This is a genomic window from Streptomyces sp. NPDC051822, from assembly GCF_044452745.1.
Taxonomy (GTDB): Bacteria; Actinomycetota; Actinomycetes; order Streptomycetales; family Streptomycetaceae; genus Streptomyces.
This window is the reverse complement of the sequence record NZ_JBITBZ010000018.1, coordinates 1-25,628: the sequence shown is the minus strand read 5'-3', so window position 1 is coordinate 25,628 and position 25,628 is coordinate 1. Positions and strand designations below refer to the sequence as shown.

The window sequence follows — 25,628 nt, the reverse complement described above, 5'->3', positions numbered from 1 at the left end:
ACTCCCGCCGATTCACGCGCGGGTGTTCTTATCCTCACCCGGTGATCACCGGATTCCCCCTGTATTTCGCAGAGTTCCGGATGAGCTTCATATGACCCTGTGTCCGGGAGGATGCGGAGCACTCGCCGCTGCCTTCGGAGCGGGTTTCTCGTAGCTGAGGCAAGGGAGCGAGTCTCATACGGGAAGCGACTGCTGAGGAGTCAGGATGACCAGGAACGACAGCGGTGTCATCGCGGTACTGGACGAGGTGACGGCCCTGGTCCCGGTGCTTCGGGAGAGCGGAATCGAGGGCGAGGAGCGCCGCTGGATTCCGGACGAGAACATCGAACTTCTCGAAAAGGCCGGGGTATTCCGGCTCGCGGTTCCGCGCCGGTTCGGCGGCCTCGGCGTGCCGGTGGCGGACCAGGCCGCGGTCCTGAACGAGATAGCCCGGGCCGATTCGGCCACCGGATGGGTCTCGATGATCTGGGTGTCCAGTTCCTGGGTTCCCAGCCTTTTCCCCGAACAGGCCCAGGAGGAGGTGTACGCGGGGGGCGCGGTCCGTGTCTCCACCGGGTTCACCCCCTCCGGGACGCTGACGGCCGGCACCGCTGACATTGCCGCTGCGGACTCAGGGACCCCGGGCGACTACACCCTCGACGGTTCCTGGAAGTGGATATCCGGCTCCCGGGGCGCGGACTGGGCCGTGCTCGCCGCGCTCCTCACCGGGCCGGACGGGACCCCCGTCCCGTACGCCGCCCTCGTACCGTTCTCCGCGCTCTCCGTCGCCGACGACTGGTACTCCTCCGCGGGCGCCGGGACCGGCAGCTCCACGGTCACCGCCGCCGGCGTCACCGTCCCCGCCCACCGGGTGCTGCCCCTCGCGGACGTCCTCGCCGGCGGGGACTACGCCTTCGTGCCCTACTTCATGGCGCAGGGCGCCGCCGCCTACATCGGCATGGCCAAGGGCGCGTACGAGAGGTTCCTGGAGCGGCTGCCGGGGCGCGGCATCACGTACACCTCCTGGACCGACCAGAGCCAGTCGCCCCTGACCCAGATCCAGGTGGCCGTCGCCGCCAACAAGATCGAGGCCGCCGACGCGCTCCAGGAGCGCTGGCTGCGCCGGCTCCAGGAACACGCCGACGCCGGCACCCAGCCGGACGTGGCGGAGCGGGCCGCCGCCCGCGGCCGCGCCGCGTACGCCGTCCAGCTCGCCAAGGAGGCCGTCGACGAGCTGTTCGAGGCCGGCGGGGCGTCGGTGATCCTGCGCGACGAGCCGCTGCAGCGCTTCCACCGCGACATCCGCGGCCTGTCGCTGCACGCCCTGTTCACCTTCACCACCAACCAGGAGGTGCACGGCCGGGCCATCCTCGGCCTCGCCCCCGACACGCCGTTCCTGTGACCGCCCCGGACCATCCGAACCGGCCACCCCAGGAAGGCGCAGCGCCGCGATGACCTCCATGACGACCATGACGACGAAGACCGACGACGACCACTCCGACATGACGGTGCTCGTGCTCGGCGGGACCGGCAAGACCGGCCGCCGGCTCGTGCCCCTCCTCCAGGACCACGGCGCGAGCGTACGGGCGGCCAGCCGCCGGGGCCCGGTCCGGTTCGACTGGGACCGCCCGAACACCTGGGAGCGCGCCCTCGAAGGCGCCGACGCCGTCTACCTCGTGGACGCGCAGGACCGGCCGGGGCAGTGGGACGCCGAGGGCTGCATCCGCGCGTTCGCCGACCTCGCCGTGGACCAGGGGGTGCGCCGGATGGTGCTGCTCCAGGCCCGCGTGACCGAGCGGGTCGGCGGCAAGTCCCTGATCGCGGGGGAGCGGGCCGTGCAGGAGTGCGGGGCCGAGTGGACCGTGCTGCGGCCCAACTGGTTCTTCCAGAACTTCGACGAGGGCGTCTTCCTCGACTGCCTGCTCGCGGGCGAGCTGCCGCTGCCCGCGGGGGAGGGCCGGGAACCGTTCGTGGACGCCGAGGACGTCGCCGCGGTGGCGGCGGCCGCGCTCCTCCAGGACGGCCACGCCGGTGAGACGTACGAACTCAGCGGCCCGCGCGCCCTCAGCTTCGGCGAGGCCATCACCTCGATCGCGCACGCCACCAACCGGGACATCCGGTACTCGCCCGTCGGGCACCAGGACTACGTCGACGAACTCGTCTGCTACGACGTGGCCGCCGACTACGCCCTGTTCCTCGCGGAACTGGTCGCCCAGATCCGCGACAACAAGAACTCGGCCCCGACGGACACGGTGCGCCGGGTCCTGGGGCGCGAGCCGCGGGACTTCGAGGACTACGTGAAGGACGCGGCGTCGCGGGGGGTCTGGGACCTCTGAGCGGCGACTTCGGAGCCGGGACCGCCGAGCCGGGACCCCTCGCTCACCGACCCCACGACCCGACGACCCGACGACCCGACGACCCGACGATCCGACGGCCGGGGCCCGGCCCGGCCGCCCCGTTCAAGCATCAGCCAGCCGCCCCTTTGAAGCATCAGATCGAGCATCAAACCGAGCATCAGGAAGACCTCATGAGCGACGCATCCGCCCACATCGGTGTCACCGGCCTCGCGGTCATGGGCCGCAACCTGGCCCGCAACTTCGCCCGCCACGGCTTCACCGTCGCCGTCCACAACCGCACCCCCGCCCGGACGCGGGCCCTCGTCGACGAGTTCGGCCACGAGGGCACCTTCGTCCCGGCCGAGACCGCCAAGGAACTGGTGGCCGCCCTTCAGCGTCCCCGTCGCCTGATGGTCATGGTGCAGGCCGGCGAGGCGACCGACGCCGTCATCGACGAGTTCGCCCCGCTCCTGGAGACGGGCGACATGATCATCGACGGCGGCAACGCCCACTTCGCCGACACCCGCCGCCGCGAGGCCGCCCTGCGGGAGCAGGGCATCCACTTCGTCGGCACCGGCGTCTCCGGAGGCGAGGAGGGCGCCCTGAACGGCCCGTCGATCATGCCCGGCGGGTCCGCGGAGTCCTACGCGGTGCTCGGCCCGATGTTCGAGGCCATCAGCGCGAAGGTCGACGGCGAGCCGATGAGCACCCATGTCGGCACCGACGGCGCCGGGCACTTCGTCAAGATGGTCCACAACGGCATCGAGTACGCCGACATGCAGCTCATCGCGGAGGCGTACGACCTGCTGCGCCAGGTCGGCCGGTACACCCCTGCCGAGATCGCCGACATCTTCCGTACGTGGAACACCGGCCGCCTCGACTCCTACCTCATCGAGATCACCGCCGAGGTCCTCGCCCACACCGACTCCGGCACCGGGCTGCCGTTCGTCGACATCGTCGCCGACGCGGCCGGCCAGAAGGGCACCGGCCGCTGGACCGTGCAGAGCGCCCTCGACCTCGGCTCCCCGGCCACCGCCATCGCCCAGGCCACCTTCGCCCGCGCCGCCTCCTCGCAGCAGGCCCTGCGCACGGCCTACCGGGAACTGCCCGGCGGGGTCAGCCCGGACCTCACGCGCAGCGAGGCCGCGCGCTTCACCGCACAGGTCGAGCAGGCGCTGTACGCGTCGAAGGTCATCGCGTACGACCAGGGCTTCACGATGATCCGCGACGCGGCCGACGAGTACGGGTGGGACATCGACCTCGGCGCCGTCGCCGGGATCTGGCGGGCCGGCTGCATCATCCGCGCCGCCTTCCTCGACCGCGTCCGCGCCGCCTACGCCGAGTCCCCCGCCCTGCCGAGCCTGCTCTCGCAGCCGGAGTTCGCGGCGGAGATCACCGCCGCCCAGGTCCCCTGGCGCGAGACCGTCGCGTCCGCCACGCGCCGCGGCATCCCGGTGCCCGCGCTCTCGGCCGCCCTCGCCCACTACGACACCCTGCGCGCGGACCGCCTGCCGGCCGCCCTGCTGCAGGGCCAGCGCGACTACTTCGGCGCCCACACCTACCGGCGCACGGACCGCGACGGCACCTTCCACACCCACTGGGCCAAGGAGGACCGCCCCGAAACCCAGTCCTGACCGGCTCGCTCTCGGGCCGGGCGGCAAACGGGGCAGCCGCTCTTCCGGAGCCTGCCCGGGCCCTCGCCGTATCGACCGGCGAGGGCCCGTGGACGGGTCTCCCTGCGGGCCGCCGACCGATGAGTCCGCATCAGGATCCGCGTACCAGCACGAGTACGAGTACGAGACGAACCCGGGCCGAGCCTGCACGACAGACCTCGACCCCTTCCTCGCCGGCGTGCCTGGACGCGAGCCACCGAAAGCCAGCCACGACGGCGCGGAGGTTCGACGACGGCCGCAAGGAGGTCACCTGAGCCACGTCCGGCATCAGCCACCCTGCCCATCGACCGGCGCCCAGCCCACCGCGAGCCAGAGCGGCTCGGACGGCGGGCGGTGACGACACGAGTTCCGGCGTACGGCCTCCCGTGGTTGCGGTTCCTCCGTATACGTACAGAGGGCGCAGCCACCCGGAGCGTTTGACCTGCGGAAACGCGGTTTCGATAGGCATCCTACGATGCCTATATCGGCATCCTAGGATGCCGATACATGTCGCTGAGCGACATGTCGCCAGGCGACATCGAGAGAATCCCTGGGTTCGTTCGATGACCACTCACGACATGTCGTCTGGGGTAATCTCTGAGTGTTCGGGAGGCGCAGGTCAGGGGTTGTCGGTGCGGAACCACACGCGCAGCACTCACCGGAGTCTGGTGAACAGGGAGACCGGGGAGGTCTACGACTTATGGGAGAACGAGCCTGATCCTTCACGGCGCCGGTCGTACAGTCTCGGCGGCCGGTTCGGACAGATCTCGTTCGACCGTGTTCTCGCGATGCTCGCCTACGAGTCCGGTCTCACGGGAGACGACATCCGTGTCTTCTTCTACTGCGGGATCATGACCTACGAGAAGGGCGGCGCCAGCGCGGGCGAGGCTGCCCGGCACCTCGGGCTCACTCCTCAGGCGACGCGGCGCATCGCGAAGAGACTGGCGGACAACAAGCTCTTCCTGGTCACCGAAGTCGTGGGCCGGACGATCACATACCGTGCGAGCCCGCACATCATCTCCAGCCTGACCGGGGAGGAGCAGTCCGAGGAAGCCGCGGCCTATCATCTGCCGACACTGCCGGGCAGACCCGACGCGGAGAAGAAGGAGACGACCGATGGGACGTCACAGTCCGTACCCCGAGCTCGCCGAGCTTCAGCGTCGGATCAGCGAACTGCCGCACCTCAAGCAGAACATGCTGATGACGTACGCGGTGCACGGCGGACTCGATCACGCGGTGGAGAAGACGGCGGCCGAGCTGGCTGAGCTTGTCGGAGCGCCCGCGCCCCACTTCTCCCGTGCCCGCCGGGAGCTCGCTCAGGACGGCTGGCTGGAGTACACCCACAGCGAGGGCCAGGTGAAGTTCTTCCGCCTCGGCGAGAAGGCCACCGGCAAGAAGGTCGTCGTACCCATACGACGCAGCGGCTGAGCCGGGACCCTGTTGCGGGCCCAGCTTCCAAGGGTCGTCTTGGGCCTAGGGTGCGATCAACGCGATCTTGATTGCGAGGGCGCCGAGCGGCTGCGTACGCCGCGCTCGTCGGCTGGCTCTATCAGGACGCCGGTGACCTGAGCGCGGCAGCTTTCTGGCGGGGCGTCACCCAGGAGATAGCGCTCCGGGCCCGCGATCCGCATCTCATCGGCTACGCCATGATCAACTCGGCGCCGAGGCCGACCGGATCCTGCCCCGGGTCGACGACGACCTTCCCTGGGGTAACGCCTGCCGCCGAACCCCCGGGTACCTGGAGGTGCAGCGCGCCACCTGCTACGGCCGGCTCGGCCTCGGCGCCGAAGCGAGCGCCCTGTGAGGGCAGGTGCTCGGCGTCGTCCCCAAAGAGGCACGACGGGACCGCGGGGTCTACATGGCTCGGCACGCGACGGCGTCCGCGACCGCGCGCGAACCGGAGCAGGCCGTCGCGATCGCCCGGGATGTTGCGGTGATCGCCGTCGAGACGGGATCTGCGCGGATGCGGCGTGAACTGGCCACCCTGAAGCGGGCCATGCAGCCATGGCATCCCGCCCCGGTCGGGCGGGACCTCACCGAGGCCCTGGCGCCCGTGACCGAGGGGAGCTGACATGGGCGTGCCTGAGCCGCTGACCGAGACGGAGATCGCGGCCGCACTGGCTGGTGTGCCGGGGTGGGAGCGCGATGGGGACACGATCAGTCGTACGTACCCGATCCGGTATCACGCGGCCGTGGCAGCGATCGTGACCATCGCGGACCGATCGCGGCGAATTCAGCACCATGCGGACCTGGACCTGCGGATGGACCACCTGCGGGCGGCCATCACGACACACGACGCGGGGTACCGGCTCACCGCGGCAGACTTCGACCTTGCGCAGCGGATCGACGCGATCGTCGCGGCGCACCAGTCTCTTCCGCTCGACTGACCCAGGGACACGACGAAGCCCGCCCCTCCGCCCGAAGGCGGAAGGCGCGCGGTGTTCAGCGGGCGGACTGCTCGACGGCAGCCGGGGCGGACGGGGGCGGGATGGTCATCGGCCGCCTCCGTTGGCGTCGACAAGGACGAGTCTTCAGCGGTCGAGGGGCCTCGGCGGACGGCAGGGCCATGGACGTCGGCGAGATCGCCAACGACGGGGCGAGGGCTGCGGCGGGCACGACATGTTGTCAGAGGTAACGGGCGATCTTGGTGGACCCCGCTTGGACACGAGCCACCGAAAGCCAGCCACGACGGCGCGGAGGTTCGACGACGGCCGCAAGGAGGTCACCTGAGCCACGTGCGGCATCAGCCACCCTGCTCATCGACCGGCGCCCAGCCACCGCGAGCCGAAGCGGCTTCGACGGCGGGTGGTGACGACACGAGTCCGGCGTACGGCCTCCTGTGGTTGATCGGCATCCCAGCGTGCCGATATATGTCGCTGAGCGGCATGACGCCAGGCGACATCGAGGGAACCCCGGAGTCCGTCGGTGACCACGTCGGCGGTGGTCCGTGTCTTACAGAAGGAGTCCGCAGGGCGCATGCCTCTGACCTGCGACGGTGCCAGGCAGAGCATTCCTCCAGGAGGAATATTTGACGGCTCTCGGACCCTCGCAATATTCCTGTAGCGGAATATTGAGCAAGGGGCAAGCCTCGCCCTGCCCAACCTGCAATTCTTGCCGTTTTTGCTAAGATCTGGCTACTGAGCAACCAGGGAGGGGCAGGTCATTGGCTGCACCAGCGCGGCAGAGGAATACTCCACCGCTTCCCACCAGGAGTCGGCACGCCACTGCCGTGCTGCCTGCTCCCGCGCTGCCGCCGGAGCCGACAGACCGCGCTCGGGCGATGGTCGAAGCACTGGACCGGGTCTCCCAGTCCGGTGGCATGGTCTCCTTCGACGGCCGGAAGCGTTCGTACGGCTTTCCTTCGAAGCAGCACATCAACATGGACCACGACCTGTGGCTGAACCTTCACCGGTTCAAGATGTCCGCCACCGCCGGGCGCCTCTTCACCTTCCTCGTGGGCACGCATGACGAGGAGGGGGAAGTCCATGGGACCCAGGCCGAGTTCGCCGACGAACTGGAGTGTTCACAGGGGGCGCTGAGCAAGGCTCTCAAGCAGCTCGACGGCCACAACCTTGCCTGGCCCGCCCGGAAGAAGGTCATCCAGCTCAACCCGCTGGCGGCATACCGGTTCCGGAGCGACAAGCATCATCGGCTCATTGCGACAATGGGAGCCGAGCTGCAGAACCGTACGATCGAGATCCCGCGAGGAAGGCGGCAGTCATGACCGAGCCTGTGCGCACCAGCGGCGTCCGGCACCCGGACTACTTCGAGAACATGGCTGACGCAGAGCTCACCAAGACCGGAACGAAGGTCTGGAACATACTGCAGAGCCGCCAGGAGTACGCCGGGACAGTCCGGCTGCGGCAGAAGGACCTCTCCCAGCGTCTGGGGCTCACGGAATCGACGGTGTCGCGCGCGCTCGACGAGCTGAAGGAGCGCGGCCTCGTCCATCCTCAGGGCACGAAGCGCGGCGTCATCCTGATCAACCCGCTCTTCGCAGCGTACGAGTCGACAGCCCACATGGTGAACCATCTGGCCGACCCTTCCACGTACATCTGGCCTGTCACCTTCCCCGAGCGTACGATCCGGCGCCGTGTCTCCGACCCCCGGACCGGCACGGGTTTCGACCCGGACCCGGACGGTGGTGAGGAGGCGTCGGCTCCCCAGGAGCAGCGGCCGAACCTGAGGCTCGCGGGCTGAGGGCCCGAGGGGGCCCGCTCCATGCTGAGCCCGGGCCCCGTCATGGCGGGGCGTCTGTTCAGACCGCTGTTTCCGGCAGGAGGGAGCGTCCCCGCTGTCGGAGGTCGGCCGCCTCCGGAATGTGTGTGTACCGGTCGAGGCGTACGGCCATGTCGTTCGCGGCTTCGGCGATCTTCACGGAGCGGATGCCGTCCGCACAGTCGACGAATGCCGTCCAGGTGGACAGTGCGGCGTCGATGTCGCCTTGGCGCAGGTGGACCTGGCCGAGGTCTGCGAGGACGATCGCGCGGCTGCGGCGGCGGTCGAGCCCGTGGATGTCCAGGGCCTGGCGCAGGTGCTCGGTCGCCGCGTCCAGGTCGCCGAGCCGGGCGAGGATCATGCCGGAGTGGTGGGCCCAGCGGCCGATGCTGAAGTGCGATGCCCATGATTCGCCAGGCGGCGCCTCCGGCATCTTCTCGATGGCGGTCTGGGACGCCGTGAGCGCGCGGATCGCGAGCCGGCGATCGCCGTCGAGCGCGACGGCGTCCGCGAGGGTGGTCTGGTAATACGAGACGGCCCGCGGGTCGTCGAGGCTCTTGGCCTCCTCGACGCACCGTTCGGACAGGCGCAGAGCGACGGCGTGGGATTTCGGGCCGAGGCCGATCGCCTGGACGGCCAGACCGCGCAGGGCGGTCGAGGCCGGTTCCGGGGCGCCGGCCTCGGCGGCCAGGCGGTAGGCGTGGACGTAGTACCGCTGAGCCAGGCCCTCGTTCCCTTCGTCCTGGGCCATCCACCCGGCCAGGTGGGCGAGCTGGGAGGAGGCAGCGAACAGCTCCCGGCCCGTCTGCTCCGTGTAGGTGCCGTTCAGCCAGGGTCCGACGTCCTGGACGAGGTAGCGCACGGCAAGGTGCCGGGCGTGGCCGCCGCCCAGCTCGGCCGCAGCGTCGCCCAGGCCCTTCGTCATCTGCCGGACGGCGGCGACCTCACCGGCGCCGACCCGGCCGGCGCCGGCCTTGTTCGCCCGGCGAGTGACGCTCTCGGCGTCGGGCAGGTTCAGAGCGCCGAGGGCGTATGCGCTCGTCGCGGCGATGAAGTTCCGCCGAAGCACGTCGCTCCTGCCCCAACTGGACTACTGACGCCACGGTATCCATGTCGAACCTCGTGGGCGCGGAGGATTCGGTGGCCTGGGCCGAGCGTGCGTCGAGTCCGAGACCCCGGCCTTCTGATGTCCCACTCAACGGGCGCGTTCGGTGGGCCCGCTTGGACGCGAGCCACCGAAAGCCAGCCGCGACGGCGCGGAGGTTCGACGACGGCCGCAAGGAGGTCACCTGAGCCACGTGCGGCATCAGCCACCCTGCTCATCGACCGGCGGCCGGCCACCGCGAGCCGGAGCGGCTTCGACGGCGGGCGGTGACGACACGAGTCCGACGGACGGACATGACGCCAGGCGACATTGAGGGAACCCCAGGGTTCGTTCGATGACCACTCGCGACATGTCGTCCGGGTGGCGGGCGAGCTTGGAGCGAAGCGCCGCCGGGAGCTTGTTGTGAGTGGAGCGCACGCGCCACGGGAAGCCGCCGTGGTTGCGGTGGTTTCCATGTATGAAGAGCGCGCAGCCCCCGCAGGGCGCTGACCTGCGAAAACGCCCGAGGCGATCCGATCCGTGAGTAGGGAAACCCGATCCTGGGAGCGGGTAACCCGATCCCAGGATCGGATCATCCCGATTCCAGGATCGGATCACTTGCCATTTTGGTAATTACTGTGGGGGTAAGCGATCAGTTCGTGCGGGAGGGTCGCTTACCAAACTGGTAATGACCTTTCTGGTAAGCGACGGGCGATTCGGGGGGCCTCATGGCGGCAGCGAGAGGGAGGGTCCTCGCGTTCGTGGATCCGGCCACGGGCGAGATGGAGGAGATCCCCCAGGCGCCGTACGCCTTCGACGGGCCTCACATCAACGTGGGAATCCGCCGGGGCCGCGAGCTCGCCTCCAAGGGATCGGGGCTGAGTGACCGGGAGTTCCGTGTGCTGGTCTGGTACTGGTTCGCCACGGAGGAGGCGCAGGGGCCCGTTCAGATGACCGGTGCCGATGTCGCCAAGGAGATGGGTATGAGTCCTGATGCCCTCGGCCGCACCGTGAAGATGCTCAAGGCGTCCCGCCTCCTGGTCGAGGCAGGAGGTATCGGCAGGACCACGTTCTACCGCACCAACCCGCACCTGGCGTTCATCGGCTCGGGGTTCGCTCACCGGGAGGCCGTCAAGGAGTGGAACCCGCCTGCCGTCCAGGTGGGAACCCCGGCCGAGCGCCGGGTGAAGAAGCAGACGAAGGGTGATGCGTCATGAGGATCCACGACCGCGAGGACGTCCTGTACCTGCTCAGACGGACCGGCCGGGTGCTGACCCCGAACCAGCGTCTCGTCGTCCTCGAGTACGCCGCTTCGGAGCAGCGTGCCGACGGTGGGGTCATGGTGAAGGCCACGGAGATGGCGGAGCTGCTCGGTATGACGGCTCCCGTGTTCTCCCGGACTCGGAAGGAACTCGTCGCCCTCGGCTGGCTTCGGGAGGTCGGCAGTGTCGGACAGGTGAGGATCTACGCCCTCGACCCGCGTATAGAGGAGGAACGTGGCCGCGCCGGCGGCCACCTTCGCGCCGTCGGCGGGTAGCCGCCGTCGGCGGGCGGTGGCCGCCCGCCGACCGGGGGGCTCAGGCCTTGATGTCGCAGAGGGGGGCGCCTGAGGTGACCGACGAGCCGATTTCCGCTGACAGGCCGATCACGGTGCCGGACTTGTGGGCGTTCAGGGGCTGTTCCATCTTCATCGCTTCCAGGACGACGATGAGGTCGCCCTCCTCGACCTCCTGGCCCTCCTCGACCGCGATCTTCACGATCGTGCCCTGCATCGGGGAGGCGAGGGTGTCGCCCGAGGCGGCCGGGCCCGACTTCTTGGCCGCGCGGCGCTTCGGTTTCGCGCCCGCCGCGATGCCCTGGCGGGCCAGGGTCATGCCGAGGGAGGCGGGGAGGGAGATCTCCAGGCGCTTGCCGCCGACCTCGACCACGATCGTCTCGCGGTCCGACTCGTCCTCGTCCGTGTCCGTGCCGGCGGGGGTGAAGGGTGCTATGTCGTTCGCGAACTCCGTTTCGATCCACCTCGTGTGGACGCGGAACGGGTTCGCCGTGAACGCCGGGTCCGCCACGACCGCCTGGTGGAACGGGATCGCGGTGGCCATGCCCTCCACCTTGAACTCCGCCAGGGCGCGGGCCGCGCGCTGGAGCGCCTGCTCGCGGGTCGCGCCCGTCACGATCAGTTTGGCAAGGAGGCTGTCCCATGCCGGGCCGATGACCGAACCCGACTCGACGCCCGCGTCCAGGCGGACGCCCGGGCCCGTCGGCGGCTGGAAGAGGGTGACCGTACCGGGGGCCGGGAGGAAGCCGCGGCCCGGGTCCTCGCCGTTGATGCGGAACTCGAAGGAGTGTCCCCGGATCTCCGGGTCGCCGTAGCCCAGTTCCTCGCCGTCGGCTATGCGGAACATCTCTCGGACCAGGTCGATGCCCGTGACCTCTTCGGTCACCGGGTGTTCCACCTGCAGGCGGGTGTTCACTTCGAGGAAGCTGATCGTGCCGTCGGTGCCGACCAGGAACTCGACCGTTCCGGCGCCGACGTAGCCGGCCTCCTTCAGGATCGCCTTCGACGCCGCGTACAGCTCCGCGGTCTGGTCGGCCGTCAGGAACGGCGCCGGGGCCTCCTCCACCAGTTTCTGGTGGCGGCGCTGGAGTGAGCAGTCTCGGGTGGAGACGACGACGACGTTGCCGTGGGTGTCGGCCAGGCACTGGGTCTCGACGTGGCGGGGCTTGTCGAGGTAGCGCTCGACGAAGCACTCGCCCCGGCCGAAGGCCGCCACCGCCTCGCGGACTGCGGAGTCGTACAGCTCCGGGATCTCGTCCAGCGTGCGGGCCACCTTCAGGCCGCGGCCGCCGCCGCCGAAGGCCGCCTTGATCGCGATCGGCAGGCCGTGGGCCTCCGCGAAGGCGACGACCTCGTCGGCGCCCGAGACCGGGTCGGGGGTGCCCGCGACGAGCGGGGCGCCCGCGCGCTGCGCGATGTGACGGGCCGCGACCTTGTCGCCCAGGTCACGGATCGCCTGCGGCGGCGGGCCGATCCACGTCAGGCCCGCGTCCAGGACGGCCTGCGCGAACTCCGCGTTCTCCGACAGGAAGCCGTAGCCCGGGTGCACCGCGTCGGCGCCCGTCTCGCGCGCCGCCTCCAGGACCTTGGCCACGTCCAGGTAGCTGGTCGCCGGGGTGTCACCGCCCAGGGCGAACGCCTCGTCGGCGGCCCGGACGTGCAGGGCGTCCCGGTCGGGCTCGGCGTACACGGCCACGCTGCCGATGCCGGCATCCCGGCAGGCACGGGCCACACGGACAGCGATCTCGCCACGGTTGGCGATCAGGACCTTGCGCACGACGGCTCCTCACACCTGTGTCTCATATTCGGGCGGCCCATATGCGTGCCGATCCGTGCCGGTGCGGTCGCAGCGGCAGGTGGGCCTCCACATGGGTCCCCTCGGCCGGCGAGCTGCTGACGGTCAGCCGGCCGCCGGCGTCCTCCATCCGCTCCGCCATGGAACGGAACCCCTGATGGGGATGGCCGGGCCGCAGCACCCGATCGACGTCGAAGCCGCGGCCGTCGTCCTCCACACTCGCGTACGCCCACCAGCGGGTGGACCGTACGGAGACCTTCACGCGCCCAGCACCCGAGTGCGTGAAGCTGTTGCGCAGCGCCTCACGGACCGTGAGGTACAGATCCCGGCGCCGTACGTCGGGAAGGAGGCCCTCGTCGCCCGTCACCTTGACGGTCACGCGGACCCCGGCCGGGGCGGCCTCGGCGGCGAACGCGCGCAGCGCCATGTCGAGCGGCGGCACCGTCGACCGCTCCCGTACGCCGCCGACCAGGGCGCGCAGCTGCGCGTCCGTGGCCCGCAGCGCTTCGCGGGCGACCGCGATCCGTTCGGCGGCGACCCGCTGCGGCAGTTCGTCCCAGTCCTCCAGGGCCACCCGGGCCGCGGCGACGTCGTCGCCGACGGCGTCGTGCAGCTCGCGGGAGATCCGGCGCTGTTCCTGCCAGCAGCACACGGCCTGCTCCACCGGGCCGCCGTTCTCGTCGGCCCGGCGGACCGCCTCGGCGAGGGCCCGCACAGACCCCTCGTCGAGGCGGCCGCTCTCGAGCATCTGGAGTACGGCGCACTCCATCAGCAGGACCGACACCGCCGCGCTGTGGTGCGGCGCGAGCTGCGCCGGCGCGACGGACGACACCGCCACGGACTCCCGGTCGGCGCCTTTGCCGATGCCGGGGCCGATGCCGGTGCCGGTGCCGAAGGCGGCGGTGAGGACGGCGCGTGCCCGGTCGTTCAGCGCCTGGCGTACGGAGCTGTCCCAGCGTTCCGTCGTGGTCAGGATCGCGGGCAGCGCCGACTCGAAGCGGCGCAGCACCGCGTCCAGGTAGGCGGGACCGGGCCCCTGGGGGGCGCTCTCCGGCATCCTGGGGACGAGCTGGTGTGCGGGGGGCGGCCCCGGGGACGCCTGCTTCGCCACACGGACGAGCCCCTGCTGCAGGGCCTCGGCGAAACCGGGGCCGATGACGGACTCCCAGCCGCCGACCGTGGGGGCGGTCATCGGGATGGGGAGTCCGCGCGCTGGAACGCGCCGTTGAAGAAGAGCAGTGCGTCCTCGGCCTCGCCGCGGCTCGCTCCGACCACGTCGCCGATGAAGACGGTGTGGTCTCCCGACTCGTAGGCGGCGGAGACCTCGCACTCCAGCCAGGCCATGGACCCGCTCAGGAGGGGCGCGCCCGTCTGGGGGCCCTCCACCCAGTCGACGCCGGTGAACTGGGTGGGGCCGAGGGGCCGCTTCTTGTCGGCGAAGAACCGGGCGAGGCCCTCCTGGCCGGCCTCCATGATGGAGACGCCGAAGTGCCCGGCCTTCGTGATCGCCTCGTACATCACCGCGTTGTGCGCTATGCAGCACAGGACGGACGGCGGGTCGAGGGAGACCGACGCGAAGGCGTTCGCCGTCATGCCGTGGATGTGCTCCCCGCCGACGGACAGCACGGTGACACCGGTCGCGAACAGGGACATGACCTCGCGCAGGGGGGCGGGATTCGCCGCGGGCCCCCGCGAAATGGCGACGTCAGTGGATACGGAATTCATGCCGCGCCTTTCATGTAATCCATGGGAAGAAATGTAAGGGCGGCGTCCCGCGGGTCAGGAACCGTCGAGTAACTGTCCGCTCAGCAGTGCGCGGAGGAGCGGAGGATTACCGTCTCGTGAGCGGGTGTTCATGGGGGGTTACTTCCCCGTGGGTAGGATCTGGGCGTTTCGGTCAGGGCACTATTTGGTGAGGGGTGGCATGAATACCGTCTCTGCTGATCCGCAGCTCGCGGAACCGTATCTGCTCGGATGGCTGGCTTCACTCGGACTCGACGTCGATTACGTACGGGCCGAGGGAAATACTCTCTATTACCTCGGGGAGAGCGGCGAGGAGATTCCCGTCCTCGATTTCGCGGGCGGGTACGGTTCGCTGATCCTCGGACACAACCATCCGGAGATCACGGAGTACGCGCAGCGGCTGATCGCGTCCCAGACGCCGGTGCACGCGCAGTTCTCCCGCCATCCGTACGCGAACGACGTCGCCGTCGCGCTCAACCGGATCCTCCAGCGGGAACTGGGCACGGACGAGAACTACTCCGCCATCTTCGCCAACACCGGCGCGGAGGCGGTCGAGGCGGCCGTCAAGCACGCCGAGCTCGACCGCGGGCTCCGGCTCGCCGAGCTCCGCTCACGCCTTGCGGAGAACCTGGCCGCCGCCCGTGCCGCGGTCGCCGGCGGGGCGGCCGTGGCGGCGGAGGCGTACCGCCTGGTGGGCGTGGAGGCGCGGGACGGGGCGGCGGGCTTCGAGGCGCTCGCGGCCGAGATCGAGCGGCGCAACGCCGAGCAGACCGGCCGGCCGCCCGTTCTCCTCACCCTGGAGGGCGGCTTCCACGGCAAGCTGGTCGGCAGCGTCCAGCTCACCCACAACGAGGGCTACCGGGCGCCGTTCGCCGCGCTCGCGACGCCCGCCCGGTTCATCCCGGCCGGCAGCGCGCAGGCCCTCAAGGCCGTCCTCGAGAGCGAGCGGGCGACCGTGTTCGACCTGGTCGTCGACGGCGGCACGGTCTCGGTGGCCGAGCGGAACTCCCCGGTGTTCTGCGCCTTCGTCCTGGAACCCATTCAGGGCGAGGGCGGCATTCGCGTCCTCTCCGACGAATTCGCCCAGGAGATCCAGCGGGCGTGCGCCGAGGTCGACTGCCCCGTCATCGTGGACGAGGTGCAGAGCGGAATGGGCCGCAGCGGTGATTTCCTGGCGAGTTCGGCGATGGGCCTGCGCGGCGACTACTACGCGCTCGCCAAGAGCCTGGGCGGCGGAATAGCGAAGACGTCCGTCATGCTCACCCGCCAGTCCCGTTACCGCTCCGAATTCGAGCTGGTGCACAGCTCGACCTTCGCGAAGGACGCCTTCTCGTGCTCCATCTCCAGGAAGGTCCTGGAGATGCTCGAGGCCGATGACGGCGCCGCGTACCGGACCGTGCGCGAGCGCGGCGAGAAGCTGCTCGGCATGCTGGAGGCCGTACGCGCCGACTTCCCCGACGTGGTGAAGGACGTGCGGGGGCGGGGCCTGATGCTGGGTCTGGAGTTCCACGACCAGTCCGGTTCCGGCTCCGAGACGATCCGGGAGGCCGCGCCGCTGCTCGGCTACTCGGTCGCCGGCTATCTGATGCGCGAGCACCGGATCCGTACGTTCCCGACCGCGAGCGCCGTGAACACCCTGCGGTTCGAGCCCTCGCTGTATCTGACCGACGCCGAGATCGAGCAGCTCGACGGGGGACTGCGGGGCGCCTGCCTGCTCTTCCGCACCCACGACGGGGCCGGTCTCACCGGGACGGCCGCCGAGGTCTGAGCGGGCCGGGCCCCGACGGGGTACGCGGGTCGGGCCCCGACCGGGTCCCGGCCCCCGCCCGGCCGGATCAGACCCGATCGGATCAGACCCGATCGGATCTGGCTCCGACCGGATCAGACCCCGACCGGGCTCGCCAGGGCCGCCTTCCGCGCCGCCTGCACGGCGGCCGGGGGGTGGTTCGCCGGCGGCAGCAGCGTGAGCGTGGAGACCCGGCGCCGTCCGCCGCCCCAGCCGGGGCGGCGTTCGAGCAGTTCCGGCCGGGCCGTGGCGACGACGATCAGCGGCACGGACCCGGCCCCGTCGGCGAGCTGCTCCAGCCGGTCGAGGAGCGCGTCGTCGGCGCGGTGCACGTCGTCGAGGACCACGACCAGCGGTTCGAGCGCGGCGGCCACGGCGAGGAACTCGCTCCACACCGCCAGGACCTCCGGCATCCTGACCTGCTGCGGCGCCGGCATCCCCGGCAGCAGCGGCAGCAGTGTCCGGCGCAGTCTGCCCCGGCGCTCCTCGGTGACCGGCAGCCGCCACAGGGCCGCCGTGAGCTTCTCCCGCACCACGCGCGCCGGGTCGCCCGGCAGAATCCCGCTGTACTCGGCGAGGATCTGTCCCGGCATCGTCTCGGGCCCGTCCTGCGCGGTCGGCCCGCGGGCGACGAGGATCCGGCCGGTGGTCTCGGGCTGCCGGGCGATGCTGTACCCGAACTCCCGCAGCAGGTGGGACTTGCCGACGCCGGGCGCGCCGAGCACCGTCACCAGGTGCGGTACGGAGCGGTTCCTGGCCCAGTCGAGCAGGCCGTTGAGCACGCCGAGCTCGTAGGCGCGGTCGGGGACGCCGCCGGTCTCCTGCCGGGCGAGGGAGACGGCCTGCCAGGCGTCCGGGATGTCCCCGGCCGGCCGGGCGACGACCGCGGTGCCGGTGGCGCGCCGGGTGGCGCCGCTCATCCACACCTCGCCCTCGGGCACCCGGGTGAGCAGGGTCCTGCCGTCGTCGAGGACGGAGCCCGCCGCCGTCAGCGGGGACGCCCCTTCGGCGCCGCTGCGGAGCCGTATCAGCGCCTGACCGGTGGTCACCGCGGCCCGCAGCGAGGGTTCCTGGTCGTCGGCGAACCGTTCCCTCAGGGTGAGCGCGGCCCGTACGGCGCGCTCGGGGTCGTCGTGGCGGGGCCCGTGCACCCCGAAGAGGGCGAGCGAGACGGAGCCGATGGAGGCCGTGACCGTACCGCCGAACCGTTCGACGACCTGGCCGACGACGTCCTCGGCGCTGCACAGCGTGCTGTTGATCTCGCCGGGGGCCGCGTCGTCGAGGCCGTTGTGGCGGACGTTCACGAGGACGGCGGTCACGGCGATGCGCTGGGTCACCGTGGTGGGCGCGCCGCCGGTGCGGGCCGGCGCGGGGGCCGGCCGGGGCTCGTCCTGCGGTCCCGCGGGTACGGGGGCCGGCTGCGGCGTCTCGGACGGCGCCGGGGCCAGGGTGGTGGAGGACCTGCGGATCACGGGCCACCCGACCTCCTGGGTCAGTGCGGCGTCGTGGGTCAGTATCGAGCGCTGAAGCATCCGCAGGCCGTGCCCCGGCTCCAGGCCGAGGTTGTCCACCAGGGCGGAGCGGGCCCGGTCGTAGACGTTGAGGGCGTCGGCCTGGCGGCCGCAGCGGTAGAGGGCGATCATCAGCTGGCCGCAGGCGCGTTCGCGCAGCGGCTCGGTGTCGACGAGCGTCGTCAGGTCGCCGATCACCGAGTGGTGCCGTCCGCACGCCAGTTCGGCGTCGAAGAGATCCTCGAGGGCGTCGAGGCGGGTCCTGCGGGTCGCCTCGATCTCCGGCCAGGCGAAGCCCGACTCGGCGAGGTCGGCGAGGACCGGGCCGCGCCACAGGTCGAGGCCCTCCCGCAGGAGCTGCGCGGCCGTCTCGGGGGCGTCGGCGGCGAGCGCCGCCCGCCCCTCGGAGACGCGCCGCTGGAAGACGGACAGGTCGAGGTGGTCGGGGTCGACGCGCAGAACGTAGCCCGGGGTCCGGGTCACCAGGGCCGGCGGGTTCCCGAGCACCGGGGCGGGTAACGAGGCCAGCATCGAACGCAGTCCCCAGATCGCGTTGTGCAGGATCTTCCGGGCCGTGACCGGGGCGTCGTCGGAGTCCCACAACGCCTGCACGAGCTCGCTGGCGGCGACGACCCGGTTGGTCCGCAGCAGCAGATAGCCCAGGGTCGCCCGTTGCTTCGTCCCCCCGAGTGGAACGGGCTCCCCCTCGGCCGTCACTTCCAAAGGCCCCAGCAATCCGAACTGCATAGCCCCCCGCTCTCCGGGAACAGAACATTCCCTCTCATCGAATGGCTCTCCGACCCGAATCGGAGTGGAAATTCTTGGAGCATCAGATGGCCCGAGTCGCCCCGGTCGGAGGATTCGGCTCGAAGTATGGCAGGGGCTTCTTGAGGTCCCCTTGAAGTCCTTCCCGCCCGTCTGGTAAGCGCGTTCGGGCGCGCGCGGAGGGTATCGGGAGGTCCGCGGGACGGTATCCCCTGGATAACTCACTGACCTGAAAGTGCGTGGTTCCGTGAACGGCGGGACTGCTGCATGCTTGATCCGTGAGGCGCCCCCCGGCCCACACTCAACCCCCCTCAGCCTGTCCGAAGGAATCGCCATGGCCGTCAAGGTGGAGACATTCTCGGAGATCGAGGGGGAATTCTTCGACTACGTCAGGGACATCGTCTACTGCACCATGATCACCGTGGACAGGAGGTCCCGGCCGAGGGCCCGGGTCCTGCTGCCGGTCTGGGAGGTCGTCGACGGCCGGCCGGTCGGCTGGCTCGCCGTCCACCGGACGCCCGTCAAGACGGCCCATCTGGCCAACAACCCGCACACCACGTACTCGTACTGGAACCCCCGGCAGAACGCGGTCTTCGTCGACAGCGTCACGACGTGGGCCCCGGAACCGGAGATCCGGCAGTATGCCTGGGAGCTCTACCGCAAGGGGAGCCCGCCGGGGGTCGGCTACGACCCCCGCAACTTCTGGCGCGGCGGGCCCACCGACCCCGAGTACCACGTGTTGCGCATCGACCCGTGGCGGGTCCAGGTGCTGCGCGGCACGGACCTGTCCAGCCGCATGTGGACGGACGAGTCCGAGCGCTGAATCGCTGGTACGCGGACGTCCGAGCGCTGAGCCCCCGGTACGCGGTCAGCCGATGCCGCGGTCAGTCGATGCCGCGGACGATGTGCGTCTCGCCGGGGCGCTCGTCGTCGCAGCCGGCGAGCTGCAGCGGCGGGTGGAACACGGTGCGCCGCAGCGCCTCGGGGAGGGCGTGGCCCTCGCGGAGCACATGGAGCAGCGCCTCGGGGAACGCATGGTCGACATCGGGCTCGTACAGATCGCGCATCATGTCCTCCGGTCGTCGGTGGGGGATCGGATCCGGCGCCAGGGCCTGTCCTCCGGATCAGGCCGGGCCGGGGCCGGACGTCGTGTGCTGCGCGGGGCGCAGGCCGATGGCGGTCACCACCAGCCCGTTCCCCGCGCGCCACCGTCCGTCGAAGGCGGTGATCCGGACGCCGTCGACCACCGGTCCCGGGACCAGGAGTTCGGCGCGGAAGGTGCCCGCCGACGGATCGGGTGTGATCACGGCCTCGTCGAAGTCCAGAGGCCGCCCGGTGAGAGGGAACCAGGTTTTGTAGACGCTCTCCTTGGCGCTGAACAGCAGCCGGTCCCAGGAGACGCCGGGCCGCCGCGCGGCGAGTTCGCGCAGCCAGACCCGCTCCTGGGGGAGCGAGATGAGTTCGAGCACGTCGGGGGAGGGCAGGGGCGCGTTCGGCTCTGCGTCGCAGCCGATCGCCACCAGGTCGGCGCGACGGGCCACCGCGGCCGCCCGGTAGCCCTGGCAGTGCGTCATGCTGCCGACGACGCCGTCCGGCCACCGGGGCGCTCCGCGCGGGCCCGGCAGCAGCGGCGCCGGCGGCAGCCCGAGGCTGCCGAGCGCCCGGCGGGCGCAGGCCCGCACCGAGGCGAACTCCCTGCGGCGGGAGGCGACCGCCCCCGCCACGACCCGCTCCTCCTCGGGGAAGAGACCGAGCGGCTCGGGCACGTCGTGGAACAGCTCGGCGGTGGCGGCCCGCGGGGGCAGCAGCGACGCGATCATGCCTGCCTCCCCGTGCTCCCCGGGCTCGGCGACGCGGTCACGACGGGCCCCCCGTCCCCGGTGACGATCACCACGGCCTCCCCGCGTCCGGTGCCGTGGCCGGCAGGATCCGTACGGGGCGGCCCGGTGCGGTCGAGCGGTGGCGCCATTCGCGGGGGTAGCCGAGCGACACCTCGTGGTGCGGGACGCCCTGCTTCCGGATCAGCCGCGGGATGTGCAGGTGCCCGTAGACGACGGCGGCCGCCCGGTACCTGACGGGCCAGTCGGCGGTGGACTCGGTGCCGCACCACAGGGCGAACTCCGGGTAGCGCAGCACCTCGGTGGGCTCGCGCACCAGGGGGAAGTGGTTGACGAGCACGGTCGGCAGGTCGGCGGGGAGCGCCGCCAGGCGTTCGGCGGTGCGCAGGACGCGGGCCCTGCACCAGTCCGCGACCGTGGGGTACGGGTCGGAGTGGAGCAGGAACTCGTCGGTGGCGACGACCCCCGCCTCGTCCGCGCGCCGCAGCGCCTCCTCGGCCGTGCGTACGCCGGGCTGCCGGAAGCTGTAGTCGTAGAGGAGGAAGAGCGGGACGACCGCCGCCGGCCCGCCGGGCCCCCGCCACACGGGGTACGGGTCCTCGGGGGTGGTGACGCCCAGGTCGCGGCAGAGGCGCACCAGGGCGTCGTAGCGGGCGGCGCCGCGCGCCTGGACCGGGTCGTCCGGCGGGGTCCAGAGCTCGTGGTTGCCGGGCGCCCAGACGACCTTGCGGAAGCGGGCGGCGAGCGTGGCGAGGGCCCATTCGACGTCCGCCATGTGTTCGCCGACGTCGCCGGCGACGAGCAGCCAGTCCTCGTCCGATGAGGGCCGCAGCGCTTCGACGACGGCGCGGTTCTCCGCGTAACGCACGTGCAGGTCGCTGACGGCCAGCAGGCTGCCGGTGGGGGAGGGGCCGTCAGGGGGTGGCGGTGTCACGCCGCCGAGCCCGCGGCGAGCAGGCCGTTCGTGATGATCTCGCAGACGTCGGCGGTGCGGTCGTCCAGGTAGAAGTGACCGCCGGGGAGGATCTCGAGACCGAAGTCGCCGGTGGTGTGGTCGTGCCAGGCCGCCGCCTCGTCGATCGCCACCACGGGGTCCGCGTCGCCGACGATGGCGGTGACGGGGGAGTCGAGCGGGGGCCCGCCGTCCCAGGTGTATGTGCCGAGGGCGCCGTAGTCGGCGCGGAGGGCCGGCATCACCATGTCGAGCAGCTCGGGGTCGTCGAGCACGGCGTGGCCGGTGCCGCCGAGGCCGCGCACCGCGGCCAGGATCTCGGCGTCGCTGCCGAGCCGGTCGTGCGCGTTGGGCAGCCTGGAGGGCGCTCCGCGTCCGGAGAGGAAGACCCTGCGCGGCCCCGGCCGTCCGGCCGCGGCGAGCCGGCGGGTCGTCTCGTACGCGAGGACCGCGCCCATGCTGTGCCCGAACAGGGCGTACGGCTCGTCGGTCAGCGGCGAAAGGGCCTCGGCGAGGGCGTCGGCGTGGGCGGTGATGGCGTTGTACGGCTCCTCGCGGCGCCGGTCCTGACGGCCCGGGTACTGGACGGCCAGCACGTCGAGACGCCCGCCGAGCGCCCGCGACAGGGGAAGGAACGAGCTGGCCGCGCCGCCCGCGTGCGGGAAGCACACCAACCGCATGCGGCCCTCGGGGGCCGGCCCGAAGCGCCTGAACCACGTGCTATCCATTACGTCCCTTTCTGCGGGCCGGTACCCGGCGGCACCAGACGGGGGAGCATGAACTGCCAGAACTGGCCCAGCCGTTCCTGGGAGAGCCAGGCGGGATCCTTGCGGCCGAGCGCCTCGAAGCCCACGGTGGACGCGGCGACGACCGTGACGACGTCCTCCGGCTTGGTGCCGTCGGCGAGCGCGCCCAGGTCCGAGGCGTGCCGCAGCGCGGACTCGATCCAGTCCCGCCACTGGCCGTGCAGGTCGACCCGGCTCTGCCACGAGGGCTCGCAGCCGAGGGTGAACCCGGCGCGCAGGACGACATCGTTGTTCAGCTGGTCGAAGAGCCGCCTTGAGGTGTCGACGAGGTTCTGGATCGGGTCGACGTCCGCAGGGGACGCCTCGGACCGCTCGTCGGCGCCCGGGTCGGGGCCGGTGATCAGTCGCAGCCGCTGCTCGGCCGCCTGCTCGATCGCGTCCGCCAGTGCCCCCTTGCTGGCGAAGTGGAAGTGCAGGGCGCCACTGCTCACTCCGGCCCGGTTGCAGATGGCGGAGAGCGAGGCCGACACGAATCCGTCGGTGTCGAAGATCTCCGCAGCGGAGCGGAGGAGCGCCTCGCGTGTACGAACAGCGCGTTCCTGCTTAGCCATGTGCACTCCGTGGATGCCTGGGGACTCTGCTGACGGCCCCTCAAGAACGTCCAGCGTAATGAACCGCGCTTGCGGTTTGCTATCGCCCGACAGGAAGGGCGTCTTGAAAGAACCACCCAGCCGGAGCGCGAGAGTCCGGATCCTGGCCTGCCCGGGCGGGGGAAGGACCGGGCAGGCCAGGAGAAGGGGGCCCTACTGGGGCAGCAGGGTGCCGGCGACCGGACGGTCGATGGACATCAGCCACCGGCCGTCCTCGCCGAGGCGGAGCACGTCGGTGCAGTTGCCCTCGATGCGGACGGGCTCACCGTCGGGGCCCGTGCTGTCGACGCTGAACTTCACGCCGATCAGGGCCACGTCGCCGGCCACGTACGCGTGCGTGATCTCGGCCTTGAGGAACGGCTTCGGCGCCAGGAATTCCTTGAAGAACTCCGTGCGCTCCTTCCCCGTGAGCGGCGAGCCGGAGAAGTTCGAGATCGCGTCATCGCGGTAGAGGAGGTCGAACAGGGCGCCGTCACCGGAATTGAACAGCTGGATGAAGATCTCGTTCTGAGTGTCCGAGTCGCCGGTCAGATCCGGGTTGTCGACATCGAAGTCGACCGTGATACCGGGAATGCTCATGGTCTGCGACACCACTTTCTTTGGTCAGGGGATGGCTGCGGAGCCTGGCACGACGGGGAGCGGTCAGTTCTGCTCGCCGTACGGGTCGTCGATGGCGTAGCGCCAGTTGCCGTCGTCCCCCTTGCGCAGCACGTCGACGCCGACGCCCGTGAGGAGCTCGGGGTCGCCCGACTCGTCGACCGTCGCTATGGACCAGTCGACGATCAGGAGCGCGGTGTCGCCCGTGACGAACGTCTGACGCGGCTTGGCGCTCATCTTCGGCTTGAGAGCCAGGAACTCCTTGACGGAGTCCTTCCGGGCCTGGCCCGTGAGCGGCTTGCCCGGCTCCCAGACCGCGACGGCCTCGTCGGTGTACATCGCGTTCACGGCGTCGACGTCGCCGGCGTTGAAGGCCGCTTCGTACAGCGCGGTGTGCTTTTCGACATCGCTGGTGAGATTGCTCATGGCGAGACCATTCCTGCTTTCTTCCGGCATGGCACCCGGGAATACGAGGAGTTTCACGCAGATCTGTCCTGAACTTAACGGGTCGATGCTCACCGGCCGCCCACCGATAGGTAACGGACCGGCCACCTGATGGCCGAAACGCACGGTTACCCGTGCATGAGCCGGTATTGAGAGGAAACGGGCCGACGAGACTTAGGGTCGACAATGCGGGGTTCCATATCCGGGATACTCAGGCCGCTTCGAAATCAGTCTGGAAAGGGCAGCCGAGCGCCATGACGACTAATCGCAATTCTGTGGAGAGCCGGGCGTCGCGAGGCGACGACAAGGCCATCGCCGTCATCGGCATGTCCTGCCGGCTCCCCATGGCCTTCGGCCCGGCCGACTTCTGGCAGCTGCTGCACGGCGGCACGGGCGCGATCACCGACGTGCCGCCCGGCCGCTGGGACACCACGGAACCCCCCGCCGGATCCGGCGTCCGCCGCGGCGGATTCATCGACGGCATCGGCGACTTCGACGCCGCCTTCTTCGGGATCTCGCCCCGCGAGGCCGCCGCCATGGACCCGCAGCAGCGACTCGTCCTCGAACTGGCCTGGGAGGCCCTGGAGGACGCCGGCGTCGTCCCCGCCCGGCTGCGCGACTCCCGTACCGCCGTCTTCGTCGGCACCCTCCGCGACGACTACACGAGCCTCGCCAACCAGTACGGCGAGCAGGTCATCACCCAGCACTCCATGACCGGCCTCAACCGCGGCGTCATCGCCAACCGCGTCTCCTACTACCTGGGCCTGCGCGGGCCGAGCCTCACCGTCGACGCCGCCCAGTCCTCCTCGCTCGTCGCCGTCCACCTGGCCTGCGAGTCCCTGCGGTCGGGCGAGTCCACCACCGCCATCGCCGCGGGCATCAACCTCAACATCCTCGGTGAGAGCGCCGTGACCGAGGAGCGGTTCGGCGGCCTCTCCCCGGACGGCACCGCCTACACCTTCGACGCCCGCGCCAACGGCTTCGTACGGGGTGAGGGCGGCGGCGCCGTCATCCTGAAGCCCCTGGCCCGCGCCGAGGCCGACGGCGACCGGATCTACGGCGTCATCCGGGGCAGCGCGGTCAACAACGACGGCGCCACACCCGGACTCACCGTGCCCAGCCGCGAGGCCCAGCGCGAGGTCGTCCGCGAGGCCTACGAAAAGGCCGGAATTAGCCCCTCCGATGTTCAGTACGTCGAACTGCACGGCACCGGCACCCCCGTCGGAGACCCGATCGAGGCCGGCGCCCTCGGCGACGTCTTCAGCTCCCACCGCGCGCCCGGCGACCCCCTGCTCGTCGGCTCGGCCAAGACCAACGTCGGGCACCTGGAGGGCGCCGCCGGCATGGTCGGCCTGCTCAAGGCCCTTCTCAGCCTCACGCACCGCGAGATCCCCGCGAGCCTCAACTTCGAGACCCCGAACCCGGCGATCGACCTCGACGGCCTCGGCCTCTCCGTGCCGCGCGAACTCACCGCCTGGCCGCACCCCGACCGCCCCCTGGTCGCGGGCGTCTCCTCCTTCGGCATGGGCGGCACCAACTGCCACGTCGTCCTCACCGAAGCGCCCGCCCCGGAGACCGCGGACGCGGGGCCGGCCACCGTGGACGCCGCGGACGCCCCGGACGCCTCCTTGGCCGTACTGCCCTGGATCCTCACGGGCCGGGACGCGGACGCGCTGCGCGCCCAGGCCGCGAAGCTGCGCGCCTTCGCCGCCACGAGCGAGGCCGGGACCGCCGACCTCGGCTGGTCCCTGCTGACCACCCGCACCACCTTCGACGAGCGCGCGGTCGTCCTCGCGGACGGGAAGGACGCCTACCTCGCCGGCCTCGACTCCCTCGTGGACGGCACACCGGGCGCCGGAGTCGTCACCGGACACGTACGGGACGGCCGGCTCGGCTTCCTCTTCACGGGTCAGGGTGCGCAGCGGGTCGGGATGGCGCAGGAGTTGTACGCGTCGTTTCCGGCGTTCGCGGCGGCGT

General features: G+C 71.0%; 25 protein-coding genes. 13 read left to right on the top strand and 12 right to left on the bottom strand.

Annotation, left to right across the window (positions count from 1 at the left end; genetic code table 11):
- Positions 1-205 precede the first annotated feature (205 nt).
- The 8 genes from ACIA8N_RS35110 to ACIA8N_RS35075 all read left to right on the top strand — a co-directional run bounded on the left by ACIA8N_RS35110 (position 206) and on the right by ACIA8N_RS35075 (position 8,167).
- Entirely contained in the window at positions 206-1,381 is a 1,176-nt protein-coding gene (locus ACIA8N_RS35110) for an acyl-CoA dehydrogenase family protein (protein WP_365782908.1), read from the top strand.
- 67 nt (positions 1,382-1,448) lie between these two features.
- Positions 1,449-2,315: an NAD(P)H-binding protein gene (locus ACIA8N_RS35105; protein ID WP_365782906.1), complete on the top strand. Its 867-nt coding sequence runs from the start codon at positions 1,449-1,451 to the stop codon at positions 2,313-2,315.
- 191 nt (positions 2,316-2,506) lie between these two features.
- Positions 2,507-3,949: an NADP-dependent phosphogluconate dehydrogenase gene (gene gndA / locus ACIA8N_RS35100; protein WP_365782904.1), complete on the top strand. Its 1,443-nt coding sequence runs from the start codon at positions 2,507-2,509 to the stop codon at positions 3,947-3,949.
- Between the two features lie 1,134 nt (positions 3,950-5,083).
- Entirely contained in the window at positions 5,084-5,395 is a 312-nt protein-coding gene (locus tag ACIA8N_RS35095; RefSeq protein ID WP_365782902.1) for a hypothetical protein, read from the top strand.
- Between the two features lie 430 nt (positions 5,396-5,825).
- Positions 5,826-6,038, top strand: a complete 213-nt coding sequence (locus ACIA8N_RS35090) for a hypothetical protein (RefSeq protein WP_365782900.1) — start codon at positions 5,826-5,828, stop codon at positions 6,036-6,038.
- Between the two features lies 1 nt (position 6,039).
- Positions 6,040-6,354, top strand: coding sequence for a 4a-hydroxytetrahydrobiopterin dehydratase (locus ACIA8N_RS35085; protein ID WP_365782898.1), 315 nt, complete (start codon positions 6,040-6,042; stop codon positions 6,352-6,354).
- Between the two features lie 893 nt (positions 6,355-7,247).
- A complete protein-coding gene (locus ACIA8N_RS35080; protein WP_365782896.1) occupies positions 7,248-7,691 on the top strand; it encodes a hypothetical protein in 444 nt (147 codons plus the stop codon).
- Positions 7,688-8,167 carry a replication/maintenance protein RepL gene (locus ACIA8N_RS35075; protein WP_365782894.1) on the top strand — a complete coding sequence of 160 codons (480 nt, stop codon included), beginning with the start codon at positions 7,688-7,690 and terminating at the stop codon, positions 8,165-8,167. Before ACIA8N_RS35080 ends, ACIA8N_RS35075 begins: the two co-directional genes overlap by 4 nt.
- A gap of 58 nt (positions 8,168-8,225) precedes the next feature.
- Here ACIA8N_RS35075 and ACIA8N_RS35070 read toward each other — a convergent pair whose 3' ends face one another.
- Positions 8,226-9,254: a tetratricopeptide repeat protein gene (locus ACIA8N_RS35070; RefSeq protein ID WP_365782892.1), complete on the bottom strand. Its 1,029-nt coding sequence runs from the start codon at positions 9,252-9,254 to the stop codon at positions 8,226-8,228.
- 743 nt (positions 9,255-9,997) lie between these two features.
- Here ACIA8N_RS35070 and ACIA8N_RS35065 point away from each other — a divergent pair.
- A complete protein-coding gene (locus tag ACIA8N_RS35065; protein WP_365782890.1) occupies positions 9,998-10,486 on the top strand; it encodes a MarR family transcriptional regulator in 489 nt (162 codons plus the stop codon).
- Positions 10,483-10,806 carry a replication initiation protein, RepL2 gene (locus ACIA8N_RS35060; RefSeq protein WP_365782888.1) on the top strand — a complete coding sequence of 108 codons (324 nt, stop codon included), beginning with the start codon at positions 10,483-10,485 and terminating at the stop codon, positions 10,804-10,806. The genes ACIA8N_RS35065 and ACIA8N_RS35060 overlap by 4 nt, the downstream gene beginning before the upstream one ends.
- A 40-nt stretch (positions 10,807-10,846) precedes the next feature.
- On the opposite strand, the gene ACIA8N_RS35055 is transcribed toward ACIA8N_RS35060, so the two are convergent.
- The 3 genes from ACIA8N_RS35055 to ACIA8N_RS35045 are packed head-to-tail and all read right to left on the bottom strand — an operon-like array spanning position 10,847 to position 14,344.
- On the bottom strand, positions 10,847-12,601 hold the full coding sequence (locus ACIA8N_RS35055; protein WP_365782886.1) for a biotin carboxylase N-terminal domain-containing protein: 1,755 nt from the start codon (positions 12,599-12,601) through the stop codon (positions 10,847-10,849).
- 22 nt (positions 12,602-12,623) lie between these two features.
- Positions 12,624-13,811 (bottom strand): ATP-binding protein, encoded by a 1,188-nt coding sequence (locus ACIA8N_RS35050; RefSeq protein ID WP_365782884.1) that lies wholly within the window; start codon positions 13,809-13,811, stop codon positions 12,624-12,626.
- Positions 13,808-14,344: a flavin reductase family protein gene (locus tag ACIA8N_RS35045; RefSeq protein ID WP_365782882.1), complete on the bottom strand. Its 537-nt coding sequence runs from the start codon at positions 14,342-14,344 to the stop codon at positions 13,808-13,810. Before ACIA8N_RS35045 ends, ACIA8N_RS35050 begins: the two co-directional genes overlap by 4 nt.
- A gap of 199 nt (positions 14,345-14,543) precedes the next feature.
- Between ACIA8N_RS35045 and ACIA8N_RS35040 the strand changes: the two genes are divergently transcribed.
- Complete coding sequence (locus tag ACIA8N_RS35040; RefSeq protein WP_365782880.1) at positions 14,544-16,130, top strand: aminotransferase class III-fold pyridoxal phosphate-dependent enzyme; 1,587 nt, start codon at positions 14,544-14,546, stop codon at positions 16,128-16,130.
- Positions 16,131-16,243: 113 nt separating this feature from the next.
- On the opposite strand, the gene ACIA8N_RS35035 is transcribed toward ACIA8N_RS35040, so the two are convergent.
- Positions 16,244-18,406, bottom strand: a complete 2,163-nt coding sequence (locus tag ACIA8N_RS35035; protein ID WP_365782878.1) for a BTAD domain-containing putative transcriptional regulator — start codon at positions 18,404-18,406, stop codon at positions 16,244-16,246.
- 352 nt (positions 18,407-18,758) lie between these two features.
- Between ACIA8N_RS35035 and ACIA8N_RS35030 the strand changes: the two genes are divergently transcribed.
- Positions 18,759-19,247 (top strand): pyridoxamine 5'-phosphate oxidase family protein, encoded by a 489-nt coding sequence (locus ACIA8N_RS35030; RefSeq protein ID WP_365782876.1) that lies wholly within the window; start codon positions 18,759-18,761, stop codon positions 19,245-19,247.
- 61 nt (positions 19,248-19,308) lie between these two features.
- Here the strand turns inward: ACIA8N_RS35030 and ACIA8N_RS35025 are convergent, their stop codons facing one another.
- The 7 genes from ACIA8N_RS35025 to ACIA8N_RS34995 all read right to left on the bottom strand — a co-directional run bounded on the left by ACIA8N_RS35025 (position 19,309) and on the right by ACIA8N_RS34995 (position 23,633).
- Entirely contained in the window at positions 19,309-19,494 is a 186-nt protein-coding gene (locus ACIA8N_RS35025; RefSeq protein ID WP_365782874.1) for a hypothetical protein, read from the bottom strand.
- Between the two features lie 54 nt (positions 19,495-19,548).
- Entirely contained in the window at positions 19,549-20,244 is a 696-nt protein-coding gene (locus tag ACIA8N_RS35020; RefSeq protein WP_365782872.1) for a 4'-phosphopantetheinyl transferase superfamily protein, read from the bottom strand.
- A gap of 67 nt (positions 20,245-20,311) precedes the next feature.
- Positions 20,312-21,196: a metallophosphoesterase gene (locus tag ACIA8N_RS35015; RefSeq protein WP_365782870.1), complete on the bottom strand. Its 885-nt coding sequence runs from the start codon at positions 21,194-21,196 to the stop codon at positions 20,312-20,314.
- On the bottom strand, positions 21,193-21,942 hold the full coding sequence (locus ACIA8N_RS35010; protein ID WP_365782868.1) for an alpha/beta fold hydrolase: 750 nt from the start codon (positions 21,940-21,942) through the stop codon (positions 21,193-21,195). Before ACIA8N_RS35010 ends, ACIA8N_RS35015 begins: the two co-directional genes overlap by 4 nt.
- Positions 21,942-22,571, bottom strand: a complete 630-nt coding sequence (locus ACIA8N_RS35005) for a ScbR family autoregulator-binding transcription factor (protein WP_359212196.1) — start codon at positions 22,569-22,571, stop codon at positions 21,942-21,944. The genes ACIA8N_RS35010 and ACIA8N_RS35005 overlap by 1 nt, the downstream gene beginning before the upstream one ends.
- Before the next feature lie 192 nt (positions 22,572-22,763).
- Entirely contained in the window at positions 22,764-23,189 is a 426-nt protein-coding gene (locus ACIA8N_RS35000; RefSeq protein ID WP_365782865.1) for a nuclear transport factor 2 family protein, read from the bottom strand.
- 63 nt (positions 23,190-23,252) lie between these two features.
- Positions 23,253-23,633 (bottom strand): nuclear transport factor 2 family protein, encoded by a 381-nt coding sequence (locus tag ACIA8N_RS34995; protein WP_030222816.1) that lies wholly within the window; start codon positions 23,631-23,633, stop codon positions 23,253-23,255.
- Between the two features lie 272 nt (positions 23,634-23,905).
- Between ACIA8N_RS34995 and ACIA8N_RS34990 the strand changes: the two genes are divergently transcribed.
- Positions 23,906-25,628: beta-ketoacyl synthase N-terminal-like domain-containing protein (locus ACIA8N_RS34990; RefSeq protein ID WP_365782863.1), on the top strand; the 1,723-nt coding region annotated here is incomplete at its 3' end.

What these genes read in the sequence shown, in the direction of transcription:
- ACIA8N_RS35110 (WP_365782908.1), top strand. Translation starts at nt 206, where the DNA reads ATGACCAGGAACGACAGCGGTGTCATCGCGGTACTGGACGAGGTGACG.
- ACIA8N_RS35105 (WP_365782906.1), top strand. Translation starts at nt 1,449, where the DNA reads ATGACGACGAAGACCGACGACGACCACTCCGACATGACGGTGCTCGTG.
- gndA (WP_365782904.1), top strand. Translation starts at nt 2,507, where the DNA reads ATGAGCGACGCATCCGCCCACATCGGTGTCACCGGCCTCGCGGTCATG.
- ACIA8N_RS35095 (WP_365782902.1), top strand. Translation starts at nt 5,084, where the DNA reads ATGGGACGTCACAGTCCGTACCCCGAGCTCGCCGAGCTTCAGCGTCGG.
- ACIA8N_RS35090 (WP_365782900.1), top strand. Translation starts at nt 5,826, where the DNA reads ATGGCTCGGCACGCGACGGCGTCCGCGACCGCGCGCGAACCGGAGCAG.
- ACIA8N_RS35085 (WP_365782898.1), top strand. Translation starts at nt 6,040, where the DNA reads ATGGGCGTGCCTGAGCCGCTGACCGAGACGGAGATCGCGGCCGCACTG.
- ACIA8N_RS35080 (WP_365782896.1), top strand. Translation starts at nt 7,248, where the DNA reads ATGGTCGAAGCACTGGACCGGGTCTCCCAGTCCGGTGGCATGGTCTCC.
- ACIA8N_RS35075 (WP_365782894.1), top strand. Translation starts at nt 7,688, where the DNA reads ATGACCGAGCCTGTGCGCACCAGCGGCGTCCGGCACCCGGACTACTTC.
- ACIA8N_RS35065 (WP_365782890.1), top strand. Translation starts at nt 9,998, where the DNA reads ATGGCGGCAGCGAGAGGGAGGGTCCTCGCGTTCGTGGATCCGGCCACG.
- ACIA8N_RS35060 (WP_365782888.1), top strand. Translation starts at nt 10,483, where the DNA reads ATGAGGATCCACGACCGCGAGGACGTCCTGTACCTGCTCAGACGGACC.
- ACIA8N_RS35050 (WP_365782884.1), bottom strand. Translation starts at nt 13,811, where the DNA reads ATGACCGCCCCCACGGTCGGCGGCTGGGAGTCCGTCATCGGCCCCGGT.
- ACIA8N_RS35045 (WP_365782882.1), bottom strand. Translation starts at nt 14,344, where the DNA reads ATGAATTCCGTATCCACTGACGTCGCCATTTCGCGGGGGCCCGCGGCG.
- ACIA8N_RS35040 (WP_365782880.1), top strand. Translation starts at nt 14,544, where the DNA reads ATGAATACCGTCTCTGCTGATCCGCAGCTCGCGGAACCGTATCTGCTC.
- ACIA8N_RS35035 (WP_365782878.1), bottom strand. Translation starts at nt 18,406, where the DNA reads ATGCAGTTCGGATTGCTGGGGCCTTTGGAAGTGACGGCCGAGGGGGAG.
- ACIA8N_RS35030 (WP_365782876.1), top strand. Translation starts at nt 18,759, where the DNA reads ATGGCCGTCAAGGTGGAGACATTCTCGGAGATCGAGGGGGAATTCTTC.
- ACIA8N_RS35025 (WP_365782874.1), bottom strand. Translation starts at nt 19,494, where the DNA reads ATGATGCGCGATCTGTACGAGCCCGATGTCGACCATGCGTTCCCCGAG.
- ACIA8N_RS35020 (WP_365782872.1), bottom strand. Translation starts at nt 20,244, where the DNA reads ATGATCGCGTCGCTGCTGCCCCCGCGGGCCGCCACCGCCGAGCTGTTC.
- ACIA8N_RS35010 (WP_365782868.1), bottom strand. Translation starts at nt 21,942, where the DNA reads ATGGATAGCACGTGGTTCAGGCGCTTCGGGCCGGCCCCCGAGGGCCGC.
- ACIA8N_RS35005 (WP_359212196.1), bottom strand. Translation starts at nt 22,571, where the DNA reads ATGGCTAAGCAGGAACGCGCTGTTCGTACACGCGAGGCGCTCCTCCGC.
- ACIA8N_RS35000 (WP_365782865.1), bottom strand. Translation starts at nt 23,189, where the DNA reads ATGAGCATTCCCGGTATCACGGTCGACTTCGATGTCGACAACCCGGAT.
- ACIA8N_RS34995 (WP_030222816.1), bottom strand. Translation starts at nt 23,633, where the DNA reads ATGAGCAATCTCACCAGCGATGTCGAAAAGCACACCGCGCTGTACGAA.